26 protein-coding genes and 1 riboswitch are annotated in these 19867 nt (G+C 64.0%); of the genes, 11 read left to right on the forward strand and 15 right to left on the reverse strand.

Annotated elements, in window-relative coordinates; genetic code table 11:
* Positions 1-2: 2 nt before the first annotated feature.
* The 3 genes from F6X59_RS18860 to F6X59_RS18870 all read right to left on the reverse strand — a co-directional run bounded on the left by F6X59_RS18860 (position 3) and on the right by F6X59_RS18870 (position 4008).
* The gene (locus tag F6X59_RS18860) at positions 3-1361 is read right to left on the reverse strand and encodes a DUF1329 domain-containing protein (protein ID WP_152957537.1); all 1359 of its coding nucleotides are present in this window, start codon (positions 1359-1361) and stop codon (positions 3-5) included.
* Positions 1362-1399: 38 nt separating this feature from the next.
* Positions 1400-3355 (reverse strand): DUF1302 domain-containing protein, encoded by a 1956-nt coding sequence (locus F6X59_RS18865; protein WP_152957538.1) that lies wholly within the window; start codon positions 3353-3355, stop codon positions 1400-1402.
* 86 nt (positions 3356-3441) lie between these two features.
* Positions 3442-4008 (reverse strand): RBBP9/YdeN family alpha/beta hydrolase, encoded by a 567-nt coding sequence (locus tag F6X59_RS18870; protein ID WP_372240444.1) that lies wholly within the window; start codon positions 4006-4008, stop codon positions 3442-3444.
* 179 nt (positions 4009-4187) lie between these two features.
* Here F6X59_RS18870 and F6X59_RS18875 point away from each other — a divergent pair, with 179 nt between their 5' ends.
* Positions 4188-5198, forward strand: coding sequence for an AraC family transcriptional regulator (locus tag F6X59_RS18875; protein ID WP_152957539.1), 1011 nt, complete (start codon positions 4188-4190; stop codon positions 5196-5198).
* Here F6X59_RS18875 and F6X59_RS18880 read toward each other — a convergent pair.
* The 7 genes from F6X59_RS18880 to F6X59_RS18910 all read right to left on the reverse strand — a co-directional run bounded on the left by F6X59_RS18880 (position 5195) and on the right by F6X59_RS18910 (position 11576).
* Entirely contained in the window at positions 5195-6205 is a 1011-nt protein-coding gene (locus F6X59_RS18880) for a YeiH family protein (protein ID WP_152957540.1), read from the reverse strand. The two genes, F6X59_RS18875 and F6X59_RS18880, sit on opposite strands and share 4 nt — an antisense overlap.
* On the reverse strand, positions 6202-6528 hold the full coding sequence (locus F6X59_RS18885; RefSeq protein WP_152957541.1) for a Rieske 2Fe-2S domain-containing protein: 327 nt from the start codon (positions 6526-6528) through the stop codon (positions 6202-6204). Before F6X59_RS18885 ends, F6X59_RS18880 begins: the two co-directional genes overlap by 4 nt.
* On the reverse strand, positions 6525-7178 hold the full coding sequence (locus F6X59_RS18890) for a DsbA family protein (RefSeq protein ID WP_346651995.1): 654 nt from the start codon (positions 7176-7178) through the stop codon (positions 6525-6527). Before F6X59_RS18890 ends, F6X59_RS18885 begins: the two co-directional genes overlap by 4 nt.
* Positions 7175-8479 (reverse strand): MFS transporter, encoded by a 1305-nt coding sequence (locus F6X59_RS18895; protein WP_152957542.1) that lies wholly within the window; start codon positions 8477-8479, stop codon positions 7175-7177. The genes F6X59_RS18890 and F6X59_RS18895 overlap by 4 nt, the downstream gene beginning before the upstream one ends.
* A 135-nt stretch (positions 8480-8614) precedes the next feature.
* Positions 8615-9667 carry a 3-keto-5-aminohexanoate cleavage protein gene (locus tag F6X59_RS18900; RefSeq protein ID WP_152957543.1) on the reverse strand — a complete coding sequence of 351 codons (1053 nt, stop codon included), beginning with the start codon at positions 9665-9667 and terminating at the stop codon, positions 8615-8617.
* Positions 9668-9733: 66 nt separating this feature from the next.
* Entirely contained in the window at positions 9734-10582 is an 849-nt protein-coding gene (locus F6X59_RS18905; RefSeq protein WP_152957544.1) for a TauD/TfdA family dioxygenase, read from the reverse strand.
* Positions 10583-10595: 13 nt separating this feature from the next.
* Positions 10596-11576: a quinone oxidoreductase gene (locus F6X59_RS18910; protein WP_152957545.1), complete on the reverse strand. Its 981-nt coding sequence runs from the start codon at positions 11574-11576 to the stop codon at positions 10596-10598.
* A gap of 219 nt (positions 11577-11795) precedes the next feature.
* Between F6X59_RS18910 and F6X59_RS18915 the strand changes: the two genes are divergently transcribed.
* Positions 11796-12002, forward strand: a complete 207-nt coding sequence (locus F6X59_RS18915) for a hypothetical protein (protein WP_152957546.1) — start codon at positions 11796-11798, stop codon at positions 12000-12002.
* 4 nt (positions 12003-12006) lie between these two features.
* On the opposite strand, the gene F6X59_RS18920 is transcribed toward F6X59_RS18915, so the two are convergent.
* Positions 12007-12411, reverse strand: a complete 405-nt coding sequence (locus F6X59_RS18920; protein ID WP_152957547.1) for a MerR family transcriptional regulator — start codon at positions 12409-12411, stop codon at positions 12007-12009.
* 101 nt (positions 12412-12512) lie between these two features.
* Here F6X59_RS18920 and F6X59_RS18925 point away from each other — a divergent pair, with 101 nt between their 5' ends.
* Together F6X59_RS18925 and osmE are read left to right on the forward strand one after the other, a co-directional pair.
* Positions 12513-13748, forward strand: a complete 1236-nt coding sequence (locus F6X59_RS18925; RefSeq protein ID WP_152957548.1) for an NADH:flavin oxidoreductase/NADH oxidase family protein — start codon at positions 12513-12515, stop codon at positions 13746-13748.
* 39 nt (positions 13749-13787) lie between these two features.
* Positions 13788-14153, forward strand: a complete 366-nt coding sequence (gene osmE, locus F6X59_RS18930) for an osmotically-inducible lipoprotein OsmE (protein ID WP_152957549.1) — start codon at positions 13788-13790, stop codon at positions 14151-14153.
* 16 nt (positions 14154-14169) lie between these two features.
* On the opposite strand, the gene F6X59_RS18935 is transcribed toward osmE, so the two are convergent.
* A complete protein-coding gene (locus F6X59_RS18935) occupies positions 14170-14499 on the reverse strand; it encodes a hypothetical protein (RefSeq protein WP_110638049.1) in 330 nt (109 codons plus the stop codon).
* Positions 14500-14720: 221 nt separating this feature from the next.
* On the reverse strand, positions 14721-15089 hold the full coding sequence (locus F6X59_RS18940; protein WP_372240445.1) for a hypothetical protein: 369 nt from the start codon (positions 15087-15089) through the stop codon (positions 14721-14723).
* Positions 15090-15337: 248 nt separating this feature from the next.
* Between F6X59_RS18940 and F6X59_RS18945 the strand changes: the two genes are divergently transcribed.
* Positions 15338-15652 carry a hypothetical protein gene (locus tag F6X59_RS18945; RefSeq protein ID WP_152957550.1) on the forward strand — a complete coding sequence of 105 codons (315 nt, stop codon included), beginning with the start codon at positions 15338-15340 and terminating at the stop codon, positions 15650-15652.
* Between the two features lie 63 nt (positions 15653-15715).
* Here the strand turns inward: F6X59_RS18945 and F6X59_RS28430 are convergent, their stop codons facing one another.
* Positions 15716-15877 (reverse strand): hypothetical protein, encoded by a 162-nt coding sequence (locus F6X59_RS28430; RefSeq protein WP_178120111.1) that lies wholly within the window; start codon positions 15875-15877, stop codon positions 15716-15718.
* A 168-nt stretch (positions 15878-16045) separates the two neighbouring features.
* Positions 16046-16192, reverse strand: a complete 147-nt coding sequence (locus F6X59_RS28435) for a hypothetical protein (protein WP_178120112.1) — start codon at positions 16190-16192, stop codon at positions 16046-16048.
* Between the two features lie 129 nt (positions 16193-16321).
* Positions 16322-16546: riboswitch (cobalamin riboswitch) on the forward strand.
* A gap of 96 nt (positions 16547-16642) precedes the next feature.
* Here F6X59_RS28435 and F6X59_RS18950 point away from each other — a divergent pair.
* The 6 genes from F6X59_RS18950 (at position 16643) to F6X59_RS18975 (ending at position 19855) form a co-directional block, all read left to right on the forward strand.
* Positions 16643-16828 (forward strand): CbtB domain-containing protein, encoded by a 186-nt coding sequence (locus tag F6X59_RS18950; RefSeq protein WP_152957551.1) that lies wholly within the window; start codon positions 16643-16645, stop codon positions 16826-16828.
* A 7-nt stretch (positions 16829-16835) separates the two neighbouring features.
* Positions 16836-17528 carry a CbtA family protein gene (locus F6X59_RS18955; RefSeq protein ID WP_152957552.1) on the forward strand — a complete coding sequence of 231 codons (693 nt, stop codon included), beginning with the start codon at positions 16836-16838 and terminating at the stop codon, positions 17526-17528.
* Between the two features lie 17 nt (positions 17529-17545).
* Positions 17546-17938 (forward strand): cobalamin biosynthesis protein, encoded by a 393-nt coding sequence (locus F6X59_RS18960; protein ID WP_152957633.1) that lies wholly within the window; start codon positions 17546-17548, stop codon positions 17936-17938.
* 30 nt (positions 17939-17968) lie between these two features.
* A complete protein-coding gene (cobM, locus tag F6X59_RS18965; RefSeq protein WP_152957553.1) occupies positions 17969-18721 on the forward strand; it encodes a precorrin-4 C(11)-methyltransferase in 753 nt (250 codons plus the stop codon).
* A gap of 61 nt (positions 18722-18782) precedes the next feature.
* The gene (locus F6X59_RS18970) at positions 18783-19025 is read left to right on the forward strand and encodes a DUF1272 domain-containing protein (RefSeq protein WP_152957554.1); all 243 of its coding nucleotides are present in this window, start codon (positions 18783-18785) and stop codon (positions 19023-19025) included.
* Between the two features lie 215 nt (positions 19026-19240).
* Positions 19241-19855, forward strand: a complete 615-nt coding sequence (locus tag F6X59_RS18975; protein WP_152957555.1) for a response regulator transcription factor — start codon at positions 19241-19243, stop codon at positions 19853-19855.
* Positions 19856-19867 lie beyond the last annotated feature (12 nt).

Genomic DNA, 19867 nt, shown 5'->3' on the forward strand with positions numbered 1-19867 from the left:
GCTCAGCGAATGCCATTGCCGGCCAGCGATTCAGGCGACCACTGGGCCTTGGACAGCGGGTCGATGTAGCGGATGCCGCCGTAGGCGCCGACCACGCCGTTGAGGTTGTAGGTGCCACCGACCAGGTCGTAGATCATGAATGGCGTGGCATCCGGGGTCTGCTTGTCGTAGCTCTGGGTCAGGAAGGCGAACGAGCCACGGTACAGCTGGCCGCGGGCGTCATACTGGTCGGAAGCCAGGGCCACCCAGCTGTCCTCGTCGAGGTAGAAGCGGCGCTTGTGGTAAATGTGCCGCGCACCGTCCTTGAGCTTGCCTTCCACTACCCACACGCGGTGTTTTTCCCAGCGCACGAACTGCGGAGCGAGGTGATTGGGGGTGATCAGCTGCTTGACGTCGGTGTTGTAGGTCAGCTGGTAGGTGTTGTACGGCACGTACATTTCCTGCTTGCCGACCAGGGTCCAGTCGTAGCGGTCCAGGGCGCCATTGAAGACGAACACGTCATCGTAGGTGCCGGAGCCCGAGGTGCCTGGGTTGGGCGTGTCGTAGGCCAGGTTCGGGGCCAGCTTGACCCGGCGCTGCCCAGGCAGGTACTGCCAGGCGCTGCGCGGCTGCACCAGCGGGTTGGCGGCATCGCGCAACATCATCGCTTCACCGGCGCGGCGGGCGGGGCCGGTGTACACCAGTTTCATCTGGTAGTAGGTGTCCTTGGCGCCGATCGGCTTGTTCATGTCTTCGTAGATCGGGTAGCTGATGTTGGCCTGGCCGGTGGTCGACAGCGTGGGCTTGCCCGCCGCGTCGACGTTCCACGAGTCGTATTTGGCGGTCATGCTCACGCCCTGATAGCGCAGCAGGAAGTTCCACATCGCCTCGGCGCCGTTCTGCGGGATCGGGAACGGGATGCCCGGCAGCACGTTGTCCACCGCGGTGCCGCCCTCCTGGCTCTTGGCACCGGTGGCGTTCTTCAGGGTGTTGTCCAGCACCGCCTGGGGCAGTGCCACGCTGCGGTGGGTCGGGTAGACATCGACACGCATGGTCGGGAAGCGTTTGAGCAGTTCAAGGGTGGTGGCCGTCAGCTGGCCCTTGTACTGCTCGGCGTTCTTGCCATCGATGACCAGCAGCGGTTTCTCGCTGGCGAACGGGTCGGGGCGCATGCTGGCGCCGCTCTGGTAGCCGGCCGGAGGCGTCAGCAGGCCGCCCTGGTAGGCCGGGATCGAGCCATCGGCATTGGCGGCCTTTTCCGCGCCCAGGGTGGTCAGGTTCTTGCCCAGCTTGGCAGCCTGGTCAGGGGATACCGCAGCGTGGGCGGCGTTGAGGGCAGCCAGCGACAGGCAGGTGGCCAACAGGGTTTTCACGTAGTTCATGATTGTTGTTTTCCTGTGAAGTCTGTGGGGGACAGGTCTCAGAACGTGGTCTTGAGGGTCAGGTACAGGGCGCCACGGTCTTCGGTGGTGGCACCACCGCCGGAGAAGGAGGCGTAGCCGCCGCCGTAGCAGGTGTAGTCCTGTTCGCCGTCGAGGGCGTTCGGCGTGCTGCCGTCGGTCTGGCCATCCTTGCAGGACTGGGTCTTGCCGAAGCTGTCGACGTACTTGAGGTCGACGAAGTACTGGTTGTAGATGGCAGCGCTGACGCCGACCGCATAGTTGCCGGTGTCCTTGGCACCGCCGCCCTGCACGGGCGACACGCCGTCGATGCCGACGTTGACCGACAGCGGCATGCTCATGTCGACACCTGGCATCACCTGGAACCAGGTGGGGGTGAAGTTGACGGCGATGCCCCAGTTGTCACGGGTCGGCTGGTCAATGCCGCGGTAGCTGCTCTTGCCCTTGTACAGGGCCTCGTTGTGGCCATCGAGCTTGAGCAGGTTGCTGTAGAACAGCTCGCCGAGCAGGGTTGCCGAGTCGAACAGCGGCGTGTTGCCGATGGTCATCAGGCCGTTGAGGGTCCAGTGCAGGGTTTCACCGGTGGCGCTCAGGCTGTCGCCGTCCTTGGGTACGTCGTAGATCACCCCGCTGCTGGCCAGGCGTGGTGGCAGCAGGCCGAAGCCGCCGCCCAGGCCAGCGGTGCCGGGGGCGCTGACGATGGCCGGGATACTCGCCAGGGGCATGTGCTGGCGAATGTTGAGGTCGCTGCCGACGCTGATGCCGCCGATTTCCTTGGACAGGCTCAGGCCATAGATGTCGATGTCGTCGGAATAGGCAAACTGGTACGTGGTGCTCTGCAGCGAGTTGTACAGGTTGCCGACCGCACCCTGGCGGCCGCCTGGCGGGTTGCCGAACGGCCCCCGGGCCACGGTCATGCCGCGTGCGTCGAGCCAGGCCTGGGGCAGGATCTCGGAAGTCTTGCGGTAGTAAAAGCCCAGCGTGCCGCCAAGCCACTCGGGCGACCACTTGGCCATGACGCCCCAGTCGCCGCTGTTGCGCGGGGTCAGGTCGTCGCCACGGCGGATGGTGGTGAGCGCGCCGCGCACCGGGATCAGCCCGGGGGTACCGGTGTGGCCGAGCAGGAAGCTCTCGGCGCCCTCGCCCACCACGTCGGAGCCGCCATAGAAGGTACCGGCCTCTGGCAGGCGCGCGGCATCCCAGTCAAAGAAATACTGGGCGCCCAAGGTCAGTTCGGGGTTGACCATGAACGACGTGGACAACTGGTTGCGCGGGACGAACAGTTCCTTGGCTTCGGTGCCCGGCGAGGCCGCCAGCTTGGCCAGGTCCAGCCCGGACTGGCCGTAGCTCAGCGAGTGCACCGGGTTGAGCAGGGTTTCCCCCCAGAACAGGTTGTGCTGGCCGACTTTGGCGCTGACTTGCGATTGCTCGCCCACATCGCGGCTGAAGAACACGAAGGCATCCAGCACTTCACCGGACGGGCCGCTGTAGTAACGCTGGGCATAGTTGCTCAGGTGCGGGCTGCCCAGCGGCACACCCGTGCCCGGCAGGCCGTTGAGGCTGGGGTTGATGCCGGACTGGTCACCGTTGCCGTTGACGAACGGGTTGCTGTTGGAGCCGGTGTTGTCATAAGCCTTGTCGTACCAGCTGGCGGTGCTGACGCGAAAGCCAGTGTTGCCCTGGTAGACCACGTCCAGCTCGGTCAGCAGGTCGACCCGGTTGGTGACCGTGGTGCCAGCCTTGCGGAAGTTGTAGTCACCGTCGTTGCTGTTGGGCGTGCCGAGCAGGCGTTTGTCGGCGCTTTCGGTGCGCACGCCATAGTTGTACTTGACCGTGTTGTCGAAGCGCACGGCCCAGTCTTCGCTACCGGTGGTGACTTCGAAGGCTTGCGCGCCGGGCAGGCTGAACAGGCTGATGGCGCAGGCGAGCAGGCAGCGCTGTGGTTTCACAGCACGGTGAATGCGGTGTTCTGGCATTGCGATGACTCCACTTATTGTTCTTGTTGTTCATGGCCGCCCGTCATCTGCGGGCTTGGCTTGGGCATCCGTGCGGGGTTGGCAGATCAGTGGTCCAGGCGACGAATCAGGTTTTCAGCCAGCGGCCAGGGGCCAAACCCGGCTGCCGGGTTGAGGTGGCCGACCGGCCCGAGGGCGATCAGCTCGCTGCCCCAGGCGTGCGCCATGCCACCTGCTGCATCGAAGCTGGCGAGGTGGTCGTTACTGCTGGCGGCGACGATGCTGGGGAACGGCAGCGGTGCCATCGGCAACGGCGACCAACCCTGCTCGGCGAGGCTTTGCGGGCTGGGGTACTGAGCCGGCCACTGGGCGTGCAAGTCGGGCGGTGCGGCCAGCAAGGCGCCTTTGATCGGCCGCTGATAACGGGCCGCCCAGTGGGCCACCATCAACACGCCAGCGCTGTGCGCCACCAGCACCACCTCGCCGTCGATCTGTTCCAGCTCGCGCTGGATAGCTTCGACACGGGCGTTGCAGCTAAGCCCGTCGACCTGCAGCGGTGGCACGCTGCGGACCTTGGCCAGGCGCGCTTCAAGCAGGGTTTGCCAATGCTCGCTGACATGCTCGCGCAGGCCAGGGATGATCAGCACGGTGGCGGTGGTTTGCAGTTTTTCCACGTCAGGACCTCGGCTTGGATCGGGTACGAGGTTCACAGTAAAGAGGGGGCTCGACGGGTGCTTCACATTGCGCGTCAGTGACTTTTCATTTGATGACAAGCTGATGTTTCGGGCTTGTGCTTCTCAATTGATGACACGCAGGCTATAAATCACAGACCGCCTGACGGAAAACAATAAAAATGCCAGCCCTAGTCCGTGCCGCCAGCCTGACCAACTACCTCGAAGTGTCCCGCCACGTGGGCCTGAACCCTAACGCCCTGCTCGCCCAGGTGGGCCTTAGCGCTGCAATGCTCGAAGACCCCGACCGGCGGATTCCGGCAGCCAACGTGATTACCCTGCTGGAAGAGTCGGCCCGTGTCAGCGGCTGCGATACCTTTGGCTTGCGCATGGCCGAGTCGCGCCAGCTCTCGGATTTCGGCGAGATCAGCCTGCTGCTCAGCCACCAGCGCAACCTGCGCGATACCCTGGAAGTGATCGTGCAGTATCGTCATCTGCTCAACGATGCACTGGCCATCCATGTCGAGGAAGCCGGCAAGACGGTCATTATTCGTGAGGAAGTGATCAACGAGCGGGCGCCGTGCAGCCGCCAGGCCACGGAGCTTGCCATCGGCGTGATGCTGCGCCTGTGCGCGGCGCTGCTGGGTGCCCAGTGGCACCCGATCAGCGCCAACTTCACTCATGCCGCGCCGGCCGACCTGGCCGTCCACCGGCGCATCTTCGGCTGCACGCTGGTGTTCGGCAGCGAGTTCAACGGCATCGTCTGCCCCGCCGCCGACCTCGACAGCGCCAGCCCCCAGGCCAACGAGGCCATGGCACGCCTGGCACGGCGCTACCTGGACACCCTGCCGGCCGGTGGCACGCCGTCACTGGAGCTGGAGCTGCGCAAGACCATCTACCTGCTGCTGCCCATGGGCCGCGCCACCATCGAACAGGTGGCGCAGACCCAGGGCATGAATGTGCGCACGCTGCAACGGCGCCTGGAAGAGGAAGGGCTGACGTTCAAGGACATGATCAACAACGTGCGCCGCGACCTGGTGATGCGTTACCTGGAAAACCCCAGCTATTCGCTGGGGCGCATCGCCGACATGCTCGGTTACTCGATGCCCAGTTCATTCACCCGCTGGTTCATCGCCCAGTTCGGCATGCCGCCCGCCAGCTGGCGGGCGCAGCATGCCGAACAGGCGCCTTAAAGGCCCCAGTGCATCAGGGCCAGCACCAGCAATACCAGGAACACACTCTCCCCCACCATCAGCGCGATGGGCTTGAGCCCCACGGACGCCAAGGCCTTGAGTTGGGTCTTCATGCCCAGGGCGCTGATAGCCACCACCAGGCAGCCACGGGACAGGTCATTGATACCGCCCTGCACCGCCGCAGATACCCACCCCGTGCTGTTGACGCAGGCCAGCAGCACAAAGCCGACGGCGAACCACGGCAGCAACGGCGGACGCTGGCCACCGGTATCCAGGCCCTGGCGGCGGGTGATCATCGCCGCGCAGACAATCACCGGCAGCAGCATGGCCACGCGCATCAGCTTGACCACCGTGGCGATGTCGCCGGTTTCGGTGGACATGCTGTAACCGGCGCCGACCACCTGGGCCACATCGTGAATGGTGGCACCCAGGAATACGCCAGCCTGCCCCGGCGGCAGGTGCAGCCAATTGGCAATCATCGGGTAGAGGATCATCGCCAGGGTCGACAACGCCGACACGCCAATCACCGTGAACAACGTGGCGTGCTCCTTGCGCGGGTGCTGGGGCAACGCTGCCGCCAACGCCAACGCCGCCGAGGCGCCGCAGATGGCCGTGGCACCGCCGGTCAACAGGCCGAACAAGCGGGAAAAGCCCAAGGCCTTTGCTGCAATCACCGAGACCACGATGGTCACCGCCACCAGCGTGATCACCAGTACTACAGGTTTCCAGCCAAGGCTGGCGATCTGGTCCAGGGTAATGCGCATGCCCAGCAGAGCCACGCCCAGGCGCAGCACACCGCGGGCGGTGAACTCGATACCGGCCTTGCACGGCCCGTCGACGGCAAGGAAGTTCAGGGCCATGCCCAGCAGCAAGGCAAACAGCATGACCGGGGCCGCATAATGCTCGCTCAGAAAGCTCGCCGCCGCGCCCACGATCAGGCTGACCGCAACGCCTGGGGCCAATGCACGAATGCGGTGTTGTGCCGCCGTTATAGCCAGCGTGCTCATTGCCCGCCCTCCTCGTCATTCAGCACGATGAACACCTGCTGGCCCTGACACTCGACCGGGTAGCTGTTGACCTTCAGCGCGGTGGAATTGAGCAGGTAGCCGCTGGCCAGGTCAAAGCGCAGGCCATGGGCGCAGCACTGGATGACCCGCCCCTCCAGGCGCCCGCCGCACAGCGAGGCGCCCTGGTGCGGGCAACTGTCGTCGATGGCGTAAAGGGTATCGGCCACATTGAACACGGCCAGGCTCTTGCCGTGGCTCTCCACCAGCACACGCCCGTTGCGCTCGGGCACCTGGCTCGCGGCCAGGGCGATCCGCCGGCTCATGCCGGCACCTGTATCTGCAGGGCTTCACGCATGGCGGCGAACAGCACTTCGGCAGGTTGCGCGCCGGGGATCAGGCGGCCCCCATTGAAGCGGAAACACGGCACCGCGCTGCCCGCGCGCCCGGCGCCGCCAAGGAACGGGCTACCATCGTCGCGCAGGCAATCGACCACTTGTGCCACCTGCAGTCCGCAGGACTGGGCAATCGCGAGCAGTACCCGGTTGTCGCCCAGGTCGCGCCCCTGATGGAAGTAGGCAATGAACAGCTGCGCCAGCAGGGTTTCAAGCCGCCTGGCGCTGAGCAGGCCGGATGCACGTTGCAGCAAGCGGTGGGCATTGGCGGTATTGGGCATGCGGCGGATACGCGTGAAGTCGATATCTTCACCCACCACGCTGGCCGCAGCACGCACCTGCGCCTGGCGCTCGCGAACGGCCTGTTCGCTGCCCAGCCGCTGCACATAGAACGCGTGGAAAGGCAAGCCACCGGCGGGCAGGCCAGGCAGCAGTTGCACGCCCTGCCACTGCTGGGTCACTTCAACCTGCGGCTGCTCGCGCTGCAGCAGCAACAGGGCGGCCTGCAACTGGCGCTGGCCGATCAGGCACCACGGGCAAATGAAATCGAAGAACACTTCGACGGACAACGTCTGTTTCACGAACTCAACTCCTCGGTACGGCTGACCGATGCTTGCAGACGTTCCATGTCGCTGTGGTAATGGCGTTTGGCAATGAAGAACACGGCGGCGGCGCCGATGCTCACCAGCGGCACCAGCTGGAACGCGGCGTGCAGACCGATCAGGTCGGATACCCGGCCGGTAATCAGCGGGCCGGTCGCCAGGCCCAGCAGGTTGTTGGCCAGGGTCAGGGTGGCGAACGCCGTGCCATGCACGGCGGCGTGGGTCAGGTTGGCGACCATGGCGCTGGACGGGCCGTTGGTGCCGACGGCGATCATCATGCCCAGGCAGATCAGCACCAGTTGCGCGGTACCTGCCGGCAGCGCGAAGGCCACCGACAACAGCAGGCAGCTGCCCAGGCAATAGCCGATGGCCAGGCTGATCTTGCGGTCCGGGCGCTGGCGGCCCAGGCGGTCACAGAGCATCGCGCAGAGGATCGTGCCGATGCCGCTGCACAACACGATGACCGCAGCAATTGCGCCGGCGCGATCAGTGCCCATGGCGTAGTAACGGTTGAGGTAGCTGGGCATCCAGACGATGACCGTGCCACCGACGAACAGTTGCAGGCCACTGCCGATGTAAGCACCGATCACCGAGCGCGAGCCATACAAGGTGCGCAGCGGGTTGCTGGCCTTGACCTGAGCCTGTTTGGCGCATGTGGGGGTGATGCGCGCTTCCTTGACGATCAGCGGGTAAAGCAGCGCCAGCACCAGGCCGAACAGGGCCATGCCGGCGAACGCCCAGCGCCAGCCCAGGTGCTGGGCCAGCACGCCGCCCAGGGCCATGCCCAGCACCGAGCCGAACATGCCACCGGCCATGAACGCGCCGGCCAGGGTCGAGCGCATGTCACGGGGGAATACCGCCACCACCACAGCGATGCCAACGCTGCCATAGGCGGCCTCGCCGACACCCACCAGGAAGCGGGCAATGAACATCTGCGGGTAGTTTTCCGCCAGGGCGCAGCCCAGGGTCGCCAGGCTCCACAGCACGGCCATCAGCACCAGGCTGCGTACCCGGCCGAAACGGTCCGCCAGCAATGACAACGGAAAGGTCAGCAGGCCGACCATCAGCGCGACGATGCCACTGAGCAGGCCGAGCTGGCTGTCGCTCAGGGCCCATTCACCCTTGAGCAGCGGGAAGACGGCGTTGAGCACCTGGCGCGACATGTAGTCGGAAATCAACAGGCCGAAGGTCAGGGCGAAGACGACCCAGGCGTAACGCCGGGGCACGCTGAGCGCGGTGTCGGTGCCGGGTGCTTCGGCACTGGCGAGATAGGTGGCCATGGTGCCTCCTCGGAGTATCTGGCGTGGGTGATGTTCTTGTTGTTATGGGTAACAGCCAAAAGCTTTACTGCTTGTTCTGGCCCTATCGCCGCGGTTTGTCGCCACGACAAGCCGGCGATAGGGCCGGACCTGCTATCAGGCCCGCTGCGGTACGCCCTTTTGCCCCGGCTGGCGATTGGGCGCCATGCCGTTGGCCTTGAGGGTCTGTTCGATGCTGCTGTACTGCTCGCCAATGCGGTAGATGGCCCGGGCCTCTTTGCCGTTGGCCACTTCACGGCCCAGTTCATGGGCCACACGTACGGTCTGCTGGATCTGCTGCACCGAGCCGAAGCGCTTGCCGTGCTGGTCGATGATGGTGTCTTCGTTGCCGCAGCGTGGATGCAGGCCCATGGCCAGGGCCATGGTGTTGAACGGCAGCACGTTCTTGAGCAGCGATTCGGCAGTCAGCGTGCAACCATCCGGCGCGCGGTGGATGAAGTTGAAGAAGTTGAACGGGTTGGGGCCGTCGAAACCGCCACCGATACCGATCCAGGTCAGGTTCAGCGGGCCCATGTAGTCGCCACGGCGAACGATGCGCTCAAGGGTTTCCAGGGCATGCATGCCGGTCAGCTGGAAGTGCGGCTGGATGCCACTGGCCTGCAAGCGGCGCAGGTGTTCGCGGACCCAGGCCGGGCCGGCGGGCACGGTCATCTCGCTGTAGGCAGCGTGGATCGCCGGGTGGGCCAGGGAGGTGCCTTCCAGATATTCCGGATACAGCAGCTCCATGATGTTCATCTGCGTGGTGTTGATCGCCACGGTCACCTGGTCAGGGCGTGGGGTCAGTTCGGCGAGCATGTGCCGGGTGTCGTCGGACAGCCACTTGGCCGCCTCGCCTTCGCCCTCGGGGGCAAAGGAAATCGAGCCGCCGACCTGGATGATCATGTCTGGCACGGCTTCGCGCACGCCGGCAATCAGCTCGTTGAACTTGGACAGGCGCTTGGAGCCCTTGCCGTCCAGCTCGCGCACATGCAGGTGCAGCACGGTGGCGCCGGCTTCATAGCAATCGACCGCCTTCTGCACCTGCTCGTCCATGGTCAGCGGAATGTCTTCGGGGAAGTCCTCGGGCATCCACTCCGGGCCATACGGGGCGACGGTGATCACCACCTTTTCCATGTTTTCCGGGTGCAACGAATCGTCGAAGAATTGCATGCAGTAGTCCTCGCTATTGTTATTGTGCTGTGCGCCGTACGTGTGTGTGTGTGTACGGCGGATGACTCAGAAGGTGCGGCTGCCCTTGATCCCCGCACGCTCCATCTTGCGATGGCACGGCGGGTAGTCCATGACCGCGTAATGCTGGGTGCTGCGGTTGTCCCAGATGGCCACGCTGTTGGGCTTCCAGCGCCAGCGCACCTGGTACTCGGGCAGGTAGGCCTGGCTGACCAGGTAGCGCAGCAGGTCGGCGGCGCCGGGGTTGGCGTCCTGGCCGAAACGCACACGCTGGGGCGTGTGGTAATTGCTGAAGTGGGTGGTGAAGGCGTTGACGAACAGGACCTGCTCACCGGTGTCCGGGTGCGTGCGCACCACCGGGTGCTCGGCATCCGGGAACTGCGCCTTGAGTGCCAGGCGCTTTTCGATCGGCATGGCGGCGCCGAAGCTGGCTTCGATGCTGTGGCGTGCGCGCAGGCCTTCGATCTTCGCCTTCACATCACTCGGCAGGTTTTCATAGGCCAGCACCATGTTCGCCCACATCGTGTCGCCGCCCACCGGCGGGCACTCGACGCAGCGCAGCACGCAGCCCATGGGCGGTGCCTCGCGCCAGGTGGCGTCGGTGTGCCAGGCGTTTTCATAACGGTCGTTGGGCTGGTCAGGGCGCTTGTAGATCTGCACCAGGCCCGGGTGTTGCGGGTCGCTGCCGGCCACCGGGTGGTCTTCAAGGTCACCAAAGCGCCGGGCAAAGGCCACGTGTTCGGCACGGCTGAAGTGCTGGTCACGCAGGAACAGCACTCGGTGCTTGAGCAGCTGCGCGCGCAGCTGCTCGAACAGGTCGTCATCGTGGATCGCGTCAGCCAGGTTGACGCCGCTGATTTCGGCGCCGATCGCACAGGTCAGTTGTTCGATGTGCATGCTGTTGCCCTCTTCAGATGACGAAGATCGACGAGCCGGTGGTCTTGCGCGCTTCCAGATCACGATGGGCCTGGACGGCGTCCTGCAGGGCATAGTGCTGGTTGATTTCGATGCGGATGCGGCCGCTGCTGACATGGTCGAACAGCTCGCCGGCCAGGTCGGCCTTTTCCGCAGGGTCGGCAATGAAGTCGGCCAGTGCCGGGCGGGTCAGCTGCAGCGAGCCCTTGATCGCCAGCAACTGTGGGTCGAACGGCGGGATGGTGCCGGAGGCGGTACCGACGCAGACCATCAGGCCACGGCGCTTGAGCGAATCGAGCGAGCCCATGAAGGTGTTCTTGCCAACGCTGTCGAACACCACGTTGACGCCGACGCCATCGGTGAGCTCACGCACACGGCTGGCCACGTCCTCGACGCTGTAGTTGATGATCTGGTTGCAGCCATGGGCGCGGGCCACCTCGGCCTTGGCCTCGGTGGACACCGTGCCGATCACGTTCAGCCCCAGCAACCTTGCCCACTGCGCGACGATCAGGCCGACGCCACCCGCCGCGGCATGCAGCAGCACGGTGTCGCCGGGCTTGAAGTCGTACAGCCGGCGCATCAGGTAGGCCGCGGTCAGGCCGCGCATGGTCATGGCGGCGGCGGTCTCGAAGGCAATGGTTTCCGGCAGTTTGATCAGCGCTGCGGCGGGGATCAGGCGTTCGGTGCAATACGCGCCGAGGGTGTTGAGGAAGCCGGTGTAGGTGACCCGGTCACCCACCGCCACCTGGGTCACGCCCTCACCTACCGCCTGCACCACGCCGGAGGCTTCCACGCCAATGCCATTGGGCAGCGGGATCGGGTAGGTGCCATTGCGGAAATAGGTATCGGCGTAGTTCAGGCCGACCGCCACCTGACGCAGGCGCACCTGGCCCGGGCCGGGCTCACCGACCTCGGCATCCTCGTAGCGCAGCACTTCCGGGCCACCGGTCTGATGGAAACGTACGACTTTGGACATGCTTGTCTCTCCAATCATCGATCTGGACGCAGGGCGTCAGTTCTGGGTAATTGGAATGTAAGCGCTCGGGGTGCGGGGTGCTTCGCATCGGGCGACAGCGGGTTTTCATTTGATGACAGATCGCAGGGCCGGGGGCTGCAATCTTTTCTTCATGAACCGCCTTGAAGGCTAGGAATGGCCCGACTAATACTTAGGTCTCTGCCTGGGGAGGCACGAAACATGCAACCAAGATTCGTTATCGTTCCGGCGGTGCCCATCGAAAAGCAGTCGCTGCGCATCGGCACCCGTGACTACGCGGCGACCGTATGCGGTGGTTTCGATATCTATGACAATCAGGAAAAGGAGCGGCTCAAACCCAGCTACCCGAGCAAGGCGGATGCCGAGGTACAGTGCCGAAACCTGAACATGGCAAAGCAAGCCCGGTAGTCAGCTACCCTTCTTGCCACCCGGCAATCAGGCGCTGGGCATTTTCATCGCAATCCATGCCCTGGGGCTTGCTCTGCATGCCGGCAATCACCGCCAGTAATTGCGCGCGGTTCTGCGCCAGGCGCAACTGCATCGCCTCGATCTCGGCCACCTTGTGCTTGAGGCTTGCCAGCAGCCGATCGTGCCGCGCCGCGCCGTCGCCTGAAGCGTTGGTCAGGTTGCGCATCTCCTCCAGGCTGAACCCTGCCTGCTGCCCGCAGGTGATGATCTCCAGCGACCTCACCACCTGCTCCGGGTAGTCCCGATAGCCGTTGCCCAGGCGCCGGGCCTCGATCAGCCCGCTGGCTTCATAGAAACGGATGCGTGATGCGCTGAGGCCCGTGCGGCGGGCCAGTTCGCCAATTTTCATGCGGGGTGAAATTCTCTGTTGACCTTAAGGTTTACTTTAACCTTAGCCTTCTCCAAAACCCAACCCGCCCGACGCCCGGCGCTACCTTTGGAGAACACCGCATGACGCCCTTCCAGCCCCTGCAACTGCCCAATGGCAGTGTCATACCCAACCGCATCGCCAAGGCGGCCATGGAAGAAAACCTCGCCGATCAGGACCAGACCCCTTCCGATCAGTTGCTGCGCCTGTATCAGGCCTGGGCCGAAGGCGGCGCTGGCTTGCTACTGACCGGCAACGTCATGGTCGACCCCAGCGCCATGACCGGCCCAGGCGGCGTGATGCTCGATGACAGCCAGCCGTTGCAACGCTTTCGCCAATGGGCCGAAGCCGGTCGCGCCGGGGGCGCGCAGTTCTGGATGCAGATCAACCACCCCGGGCGGCAAATGCAGGCCAACCTCGGCCAGCCAACCGTGGCGCCTTCGGCGGTGGCGCTGGACATGGGCCGTTTGTCGAAACTGTTCCCGCAGCCCAAAGCCCTTGACGAAAACGAGATCGCCGCACTGATCCAACGCTTCGCCCGTACCGCGGCACTGGCTGAACAAGCCGGTTTCAGCGGCGTACAGATCCACGCCGCCCACGGTTACCTGCTCAGCCAGTTCCTCTCGCCACTGACCAACCGGCGCCAGGACCGCTGGGGCGGTAGCCTGGAAAACCGTGCGCGGCTGTTGCTGGAAGTGGTCAAGGCGGTGCGCGAGGTGGTGGCTCCCGGCTTCAGCGTGGCGGTCAAGCTCAACTCGGCCGACTTCCAGCGCGGCGGCTTCGAACCTGCGGATGCACGCCAGGTCGTGCTGTGGCTGAACGAACTGCCGGTGGACCTGGTGGAACTGTCTGGCGGTAGCTATGAAGCACCGGCCATGCAAGGCGATGCCCGGGACGGCCGCACCCTGGCACGGGAGGCCTACTTCCTGGAGTTCGCCCGCGAAATTGCCGCGATTGCCCGCATGCCCGTGATGGTCACCGGTGGCATCCGCCGCTTGCCAGTGGTCGAACAGGTGCTCGCCAGTGGCGTGGCCATGGCTGGCATCGCCACCGCACTGGCGGTCGACCCCAACCTGCCTCGGCGCTGGCAAGCTGGCGAGACCAAAGCCCTGGCCGAACTGCCACCGATCCGCTGGAAGCGCAAGGCGTTCGCCGCCCTGGCCTACATGGCGCTGGTGAAGCTGCAGATGCGCCGGCTGGCCTCGGGCCGCAAACCCGAGGCCAAAGCCTCGCCCCTGCGAGCCCTGCTGCTGGAACAGTGGTGCACGCTGCGCCGGGTAAAGCAATACAAGCGTATGATGAATAGCCGACTGGCTTGATGCTGTTGCGTAACGGCGTTCTCTGACGGGAGCACTGCCATGAACAAATCAACTTGTGCGCTGTGGCTGGTATTGGCAGCGCTCGCGGGCTGTTCAAGTAATTCATCTCTCTACCATGACCAGCCGTTGGTAGCCAAAGTCGATACCGGCATGAGCAAGGCGCAAGTGCTGCAAATAGGCGGCGAGCCCGGCGCCCAATCCGACCGCACGGTGGTGCCAGGTACTTGCTTCGACTACATGCTGACCAAGCCGGGGCAAAAGCAACAACCTTACATGGTCAGCTTCGATCAGGCCGGTAAGGTCGACAGGACCAGTTTCATGACCTGCGCCGAATGGAGCAATGCACAGCAGAAGTCCCGGCAGACACTACCCGGCATGGGTGGGATGGGCGGGTCAGGCTATTGATGCACCCGGCAGCCGGTCACTCAAGGCACTCTCTGGCGGCCAGGCGCAGCTTGTCGCTCGACAGGAAGCTGCCTTTGTAGAACGTTGCCCGGCTGCCATCGTGATATTCGACGACTTCCAGCACTTCGTCTGAAGTCACCGCGCTAGGTGCGGTCAAGCGATAACCATGGCTGATGGACTTTTGCGTGGTCTGCGGCGACAACGCCTGCCACTTTGGCAATACACAGGCAGCGTAAACGTCCGGGGATTTCGAGGTCAGCTTACTGGCGGTAGGCTTGCCTGGGTTGGCGCAAGCGGCAAGGCTTGCAGCGAGGGCGGCACAGAACAGGATGCGAAAGGTTGGCATTTGCAATTAACCAGACTGGAACGTGCGCCATTCTAGCCGGGTTCGCGCCAAAGGAGTAATCCACCAAGGTCGTGCCCAGGCTTGATGGCCATGGCGCAAGACTTCTGTCGAATGGGCAAGACGGCTCGATCCCATAAAATGCAACACGCTGATGGATCAGCACCCATCGCAAAAAGCCCGCTCTCATGTGCGCGGGCTTTTTGCTCTTGTGAATCAACGGTTCAGGCTTTTTTACACATCAACGCAGCATCGAGCAACCTGCCATGGTCATACCAGGCGTCGCGCTGGTAGGCCGTGAACTGACGCTGGGAGCCGGTGCCGCGCAGTTCCACCAACCCTTCGGCCTGGGTGGGGTCGCTACTTTCGACATACAGCTTGACCGAGTTGTCGCCATCAACTTCATAGGTTTTCACATTGCCTTGAAGTTCGCCTTTGACACACCCCAGATAAGCGGGCGTGCTTCTGTCGGTAGTGCCGGACGTATAATCATGGCCATCGCGCAGATCCCGGTTCTGTGCGCACCCGGCCATGAACAGCGTGGCAAAAGTGGTTAACAGTATTGCGCCTGTGACCGATCTTGAACTCTTCACGCGACACGCTCCTGCTGCCCCATCGAGAACTTACGAAAGAGTGGCCAAGCCGAACGCCCTTTTTTGGTTTTCGTGTGCCTATGGTACTGCGCAAAGTGCGCAGCACAATATGCTTGTTTGCTATATGGGCAAAGGCCCATTACGGGCAACTCTCACGCTTTCTCACTATTTCTTTAGCCGAACGGAACGATTTCAATCAGCCATGATTCTCATGCCTATCGACCCGGCACATCGATCAGGAGAGGCCCATGGTGTGGTGGTTGGACATACTCGCCCAGTTCGTGACTTCTGCGGGGCTCGCCGTGTTCAGTATCTTTGTGTTCTGGGCCTATACGCTGGCATTCGGCAGGACGTACAGCAAGCTGCTGTCAGTCGCATTGGCGGTGGCCTTGCTGGGCATCGCCGCTTTCCCCCATGGGGCGAGCTTCGCCATCAGCCAACAGGCGCTGCTGGAGGACGGCAGCGAGTTCCTGCTACTGGTCGCGGACGCGTTGGGTGTGATCAGCGCCGTGATGATTGCATCGTTCTTCTTCAACCCTGGGCGGTTGCTCGAAGAATCATGACGGCAACCGGGCTATCCGCTCAGCCCTTGGCCGGTGAGCGAACAGCCGTCTGTATCAATACTCTCAGCGTGGGCCGCCACCGTGCCCGCCGCCCATCATGCCTGGGCCACCATGCCCCCCACCATGCCCCCCACCGCCTCCTGGCGGCATGAACATCCAGCAACCTGCCAGCGTGGATACCAGTGCAGCCACCACGGCGGCACGCAATACATGCTTCAACTTCATTACAACGCTCCAAAGGCAAAAACCGGTACCCTGCCTTATGGCAGGCAGGGCAGCGCTGCCAGTGTAAATTCCAGACCGGCCAGCCTGGGCGAGCTTTTACCTAACTTTACTGTTGCGTGGCCCAGGCCTGGCCGCAAGCGGAAGGCATGAAGTCAATGCTGCCTTGCGTCAGTAGCGACGATAGTCCTGGTGCCCCCCACGATCTTCATCGTAGTAATGCCGGTGGTGGTGACCCCCGTCGTGCCAGTAAGGCCAGCAGCCACTGAGCAACAACAACCCTGAAAACACGACAACCCATGCGGTCTTGCGTTTCATGTGCGTACCTCCGGCCAGGTGAAGCGAGGCCTTGCTTACGTTGGACTGCGCAAAAAAGCGAGGTTCGGGCCGCTCGCCTGCCGCTGATCTTGTTTCATCTGCATTTGACGCCACCCTCGCCGCGTGCTCTCCTTACGCCTTGCGTCAGGTGCCCCCATCGGGGGTGAAACGGGAAATCGGTGCGTCACAGGCCCTTGCCAGGGCCGGGCAAATCCGGTGCTGCCCCCGCAACGGTAAGCGAGCGAAGCGTCCAGACCACTGTGCCAGGCAGTCCGGCATGGGAAGGTGATGCTTTTCAAGGAGCCCTGCTCCTCCTCGCAAGCCCGGAGACCGGCCTGGCGTTCATGAACACCCCGCGGTGGGCGGGCGCTGTCGCATTCCCTTGGGCGCCTTGCACCCGGGATTGCCGCGCTTGTCCGTTGCCCTTACAAAAAAGCAGAGGATCGCGTCATGCCCGTCACCAGCGCCAAACACAGCATCGCCACTCCCGTCACCCTCAGCCAACGCCTGGTCATCGCCGTCGGCGCCAGCCTGCTCGGCCTGTGCCTGGTCTACTTTGCCGGGTTCTCGCACATCGAAGCCGTGCACAACGCCGCGCACGACACCCGCCACAGCGCTGCCTTCCCCTGCCACTGAGGCTGCCATGATCAAGCGAATTGCCCGCACAGCCGGGTTCAGCGGCCTGCTCGCCGCGCTGTTGCTGACCCTGCTGCAAAGCTTCTGGGTCGCACCGCTGATCCTCGAAGCGGAAACCTACGAATCGGCCGCCCCGGCTGCCGAACACCACAGCCACGGCGAAGAGGCCGGCGCTGGCCACACCCACAGCGAAGAAGCCTGGTCGCCAGAAGATGGCTGGCAGCGCATCCTGTCGACCACCGGCGGCAATCTGGTGGTTGCCGTCGGCTTCGCCCTGATCCTCGCTGCGCTCTACAGCCTGCGTGAGCCGGGCCGTACCAGCACGGGCGCGCTGTGGGGGCTGGCCGGTTTCGCCGTGTTCTGCCTCGCCCCGACCCTGGGCTTGCCACCAGAACTGCCAGGCACCGCCGCCGCCGACCTCGGTCAGCGCCAGAGCTGGTGGGTCGGCACCGCCGCCGCGACCGCACTGGGCCTGGCCCTGCTGGTGTTCGCACGCCATGGCGTGCTCAAGGCACTGGGCGCGGTCTTGCTGGTGGTGCCCCACGTGATCGGTGCACCGCAGCCGGAAGTCCACGAAAGCCTGGCTCCGCAAACCCTGGAAGCTCAGTTCAAGATCGCCTCCTGGCTGACCAACGCGGCCTTCTGGGTGGCCTTGGGCCTGCTCAGCGCCTGGCTGTATCGCCGCTCCAGCCACGCCTGATGGCCATCGCGCAGCCAATGCCGGCGCTGTATGCCGGCTTGGGTTGCCGCCGGGGCTGCTCGGTGGACGTCCTCGAAGCCTTGCTGCAAGAGGTGCTGGAGCATCACAACCTGAATGCCACGGCACTTCGCGGCTTTGCCAGTATCGCCGGCAAGGCCGACGAGCCAGGCTTGCAACAACTCGCCGCACGTCACGCCCTGCCTTTGGTGGTTTTCGCTGCCGAACAACTGCAGGCGTTCGAGCCGCAGCTCAGCCACCGCTCCGCCGTCGCTTACGCCCACAGCGGCTGCTGGGGCGTCGCCGAGAGCTCGGCACTGGCCCTGGCCAGCCTCAGTCACGCCAGCGCCACACTCAGGGTGGCCCGCCAGGTGCGTGGCCCCGCTACCCTGGCACTGGCCTGCGCCGGATAATCGCTTCTTTCATCTTTTCAAGGATTTGCCATGACGGTCTACTTCATCGGCGCCGGCCCCGGCGACCCGGAACTGATCACGGTCAAGGGCCAACGCCTGATCCGCCAGTGCCCGGTGATCATCTATGCCGGCTCGCTGGTACCCGCCGCAGTGCTCGAAGGGCATCAGGCCGAGACGGTCATCAACAGTGCCGAACTGCACCTCGAACAAATCATCGACGCCATCCGCGCCGCACATGCCAACGGCCAGGACGTGGCCCGGGTGCACAGTGGCGACCCCAGCCTGTATGGCGCCATCGGCGAGCAAATCCGCCACCTGCGCGAACTGGGCATCGATTACCAGATCATTCCCGGCGTCACCGCCACCGCCGCCAGCGCGGCACTGCTGGGCTGCGAGCTGACCCTGCCGCAGGTGGCGCAAACGGTCATCCTCACCCGTTACGGCGACAGCTCACCGATGCCCGCAGGCGAACAGCTCGGCGACCTGGCCCGGCACGGCAGTACCTTGGCCATTCACCTGGGGGTCAAGCACTTGCCGCGCATCGTCGAAGAACTGCTGCCCCACTATGGCCCCGACTGCCCGGTCGCGGTGGTCCATCGGGCTACCTGGCCGGACCAGGACTGGGTGCGCGGCACGCTGGCCGATATCGTCGGTCAGGTTGCCAGCAAAGGTTTCCGGCGCACCGCGCTGATCCTGGTCGGCCATGTGCTTGGCGATGCGCCGTTCGCCGAGTCGGCGCTGTACCGCGCCGGCCACGCCCACCTGTACCGCCCCGGCGACTAGCATTGCCAAGCTTGAGAGGGGCGGAGCAGACTGCGCATTCAACCCGACCGGAGGGAGACCCATGCTGGAGCTGCGCCCTAATTGTGAATGTTGCGATGCCGACCTGCCGGGCGATAGCCCCGACGCCCTGATCTGCTCGTTCGAATGCACCTTCTGCCGCCACTGCGCTGACCACCGCTTGCAGGGCCGCTGCCCGAATTGCGGCGGCCAGTTGCAGCCCCGCCCGACGCGAGTGGGCCAGGCCTTGAGCAACAACCCCGCCTCGACCCAGCGCGTCCTCAAGCCACACCCGGCCTGCGCCTGACCCTCCGCCAACACAGGCATCGGCGCTTGCGACGGTGCCTGTAACGGCTTCCTTGTAGGAAATTTCTACAATACCGGCTCGCTTGTTCAACACATCTATACTCGCCATTACCATGGATCCGGAATGGTCGTATCGTGCCGCACAGCAGAAAAAGCTTGCAGACGTATTCCTGATTGCTTCAGGAAACCGACCACATTCCGACAGGAGCTAGTGACATGACAACCGTGCTGATCGTTGATGATCACGCCATCGTCCGTTTTTCCTTGCGCATATTGCTCGAGCGTGAGCGCTTTCGTATCGTCGGCGAAGTCGACAATGGCAGTGAAGTGGCGCAAAAAGTGCGCGAGCTGCGCCCCGACGTGGTGCTGCTGGACATCGGGCTCCCCGGCCTGGATGGCATGGAAGTCATCAAGCGCCTGCAACAACAGGAGCCGGCGCCGAAGATCATGGTGCTGACCGGGCAGGCCACCGACCTTTACGTGCGCCGCTGCCTGGATGCCGGCATCGGTGCATTCGTCACCAAGGGCGAAGACCTGGAGGCCGTGGTGTTCGCCCTCAAGGCCCTGATCAAGGGCTATTCCACCTTCCCCCAGATGGCGGTGAACAGTAATACCCTGGAAAGCGAGCCAGAGCGCCTGGGCAGCCTGTCCAACCGCGAGATGGAAGTACTGCGGCGCCTGAGCCGTGGTGAAAACAACAAGAACATCGGCGCTTGCATGAACCTCAGTGCCAAGACCATCAGCACTTACCGTGGCCGCATCATGGAAAAGCTCAAGACCGAGTCACTGGTGGAAATGGTTGACCTGGCCAAACGCAACCAAGTCAACTGAGCGTACGGGTAG

Source organism: Pseudomonas sp. MN1F (assembly GCF_009391885.1).
Lineage (GTDB): Bacteria > Pseudomonadota > Gammaproteobacteria > Pseudomonadales > Pseudomonadaceae > Aquipseudomonas.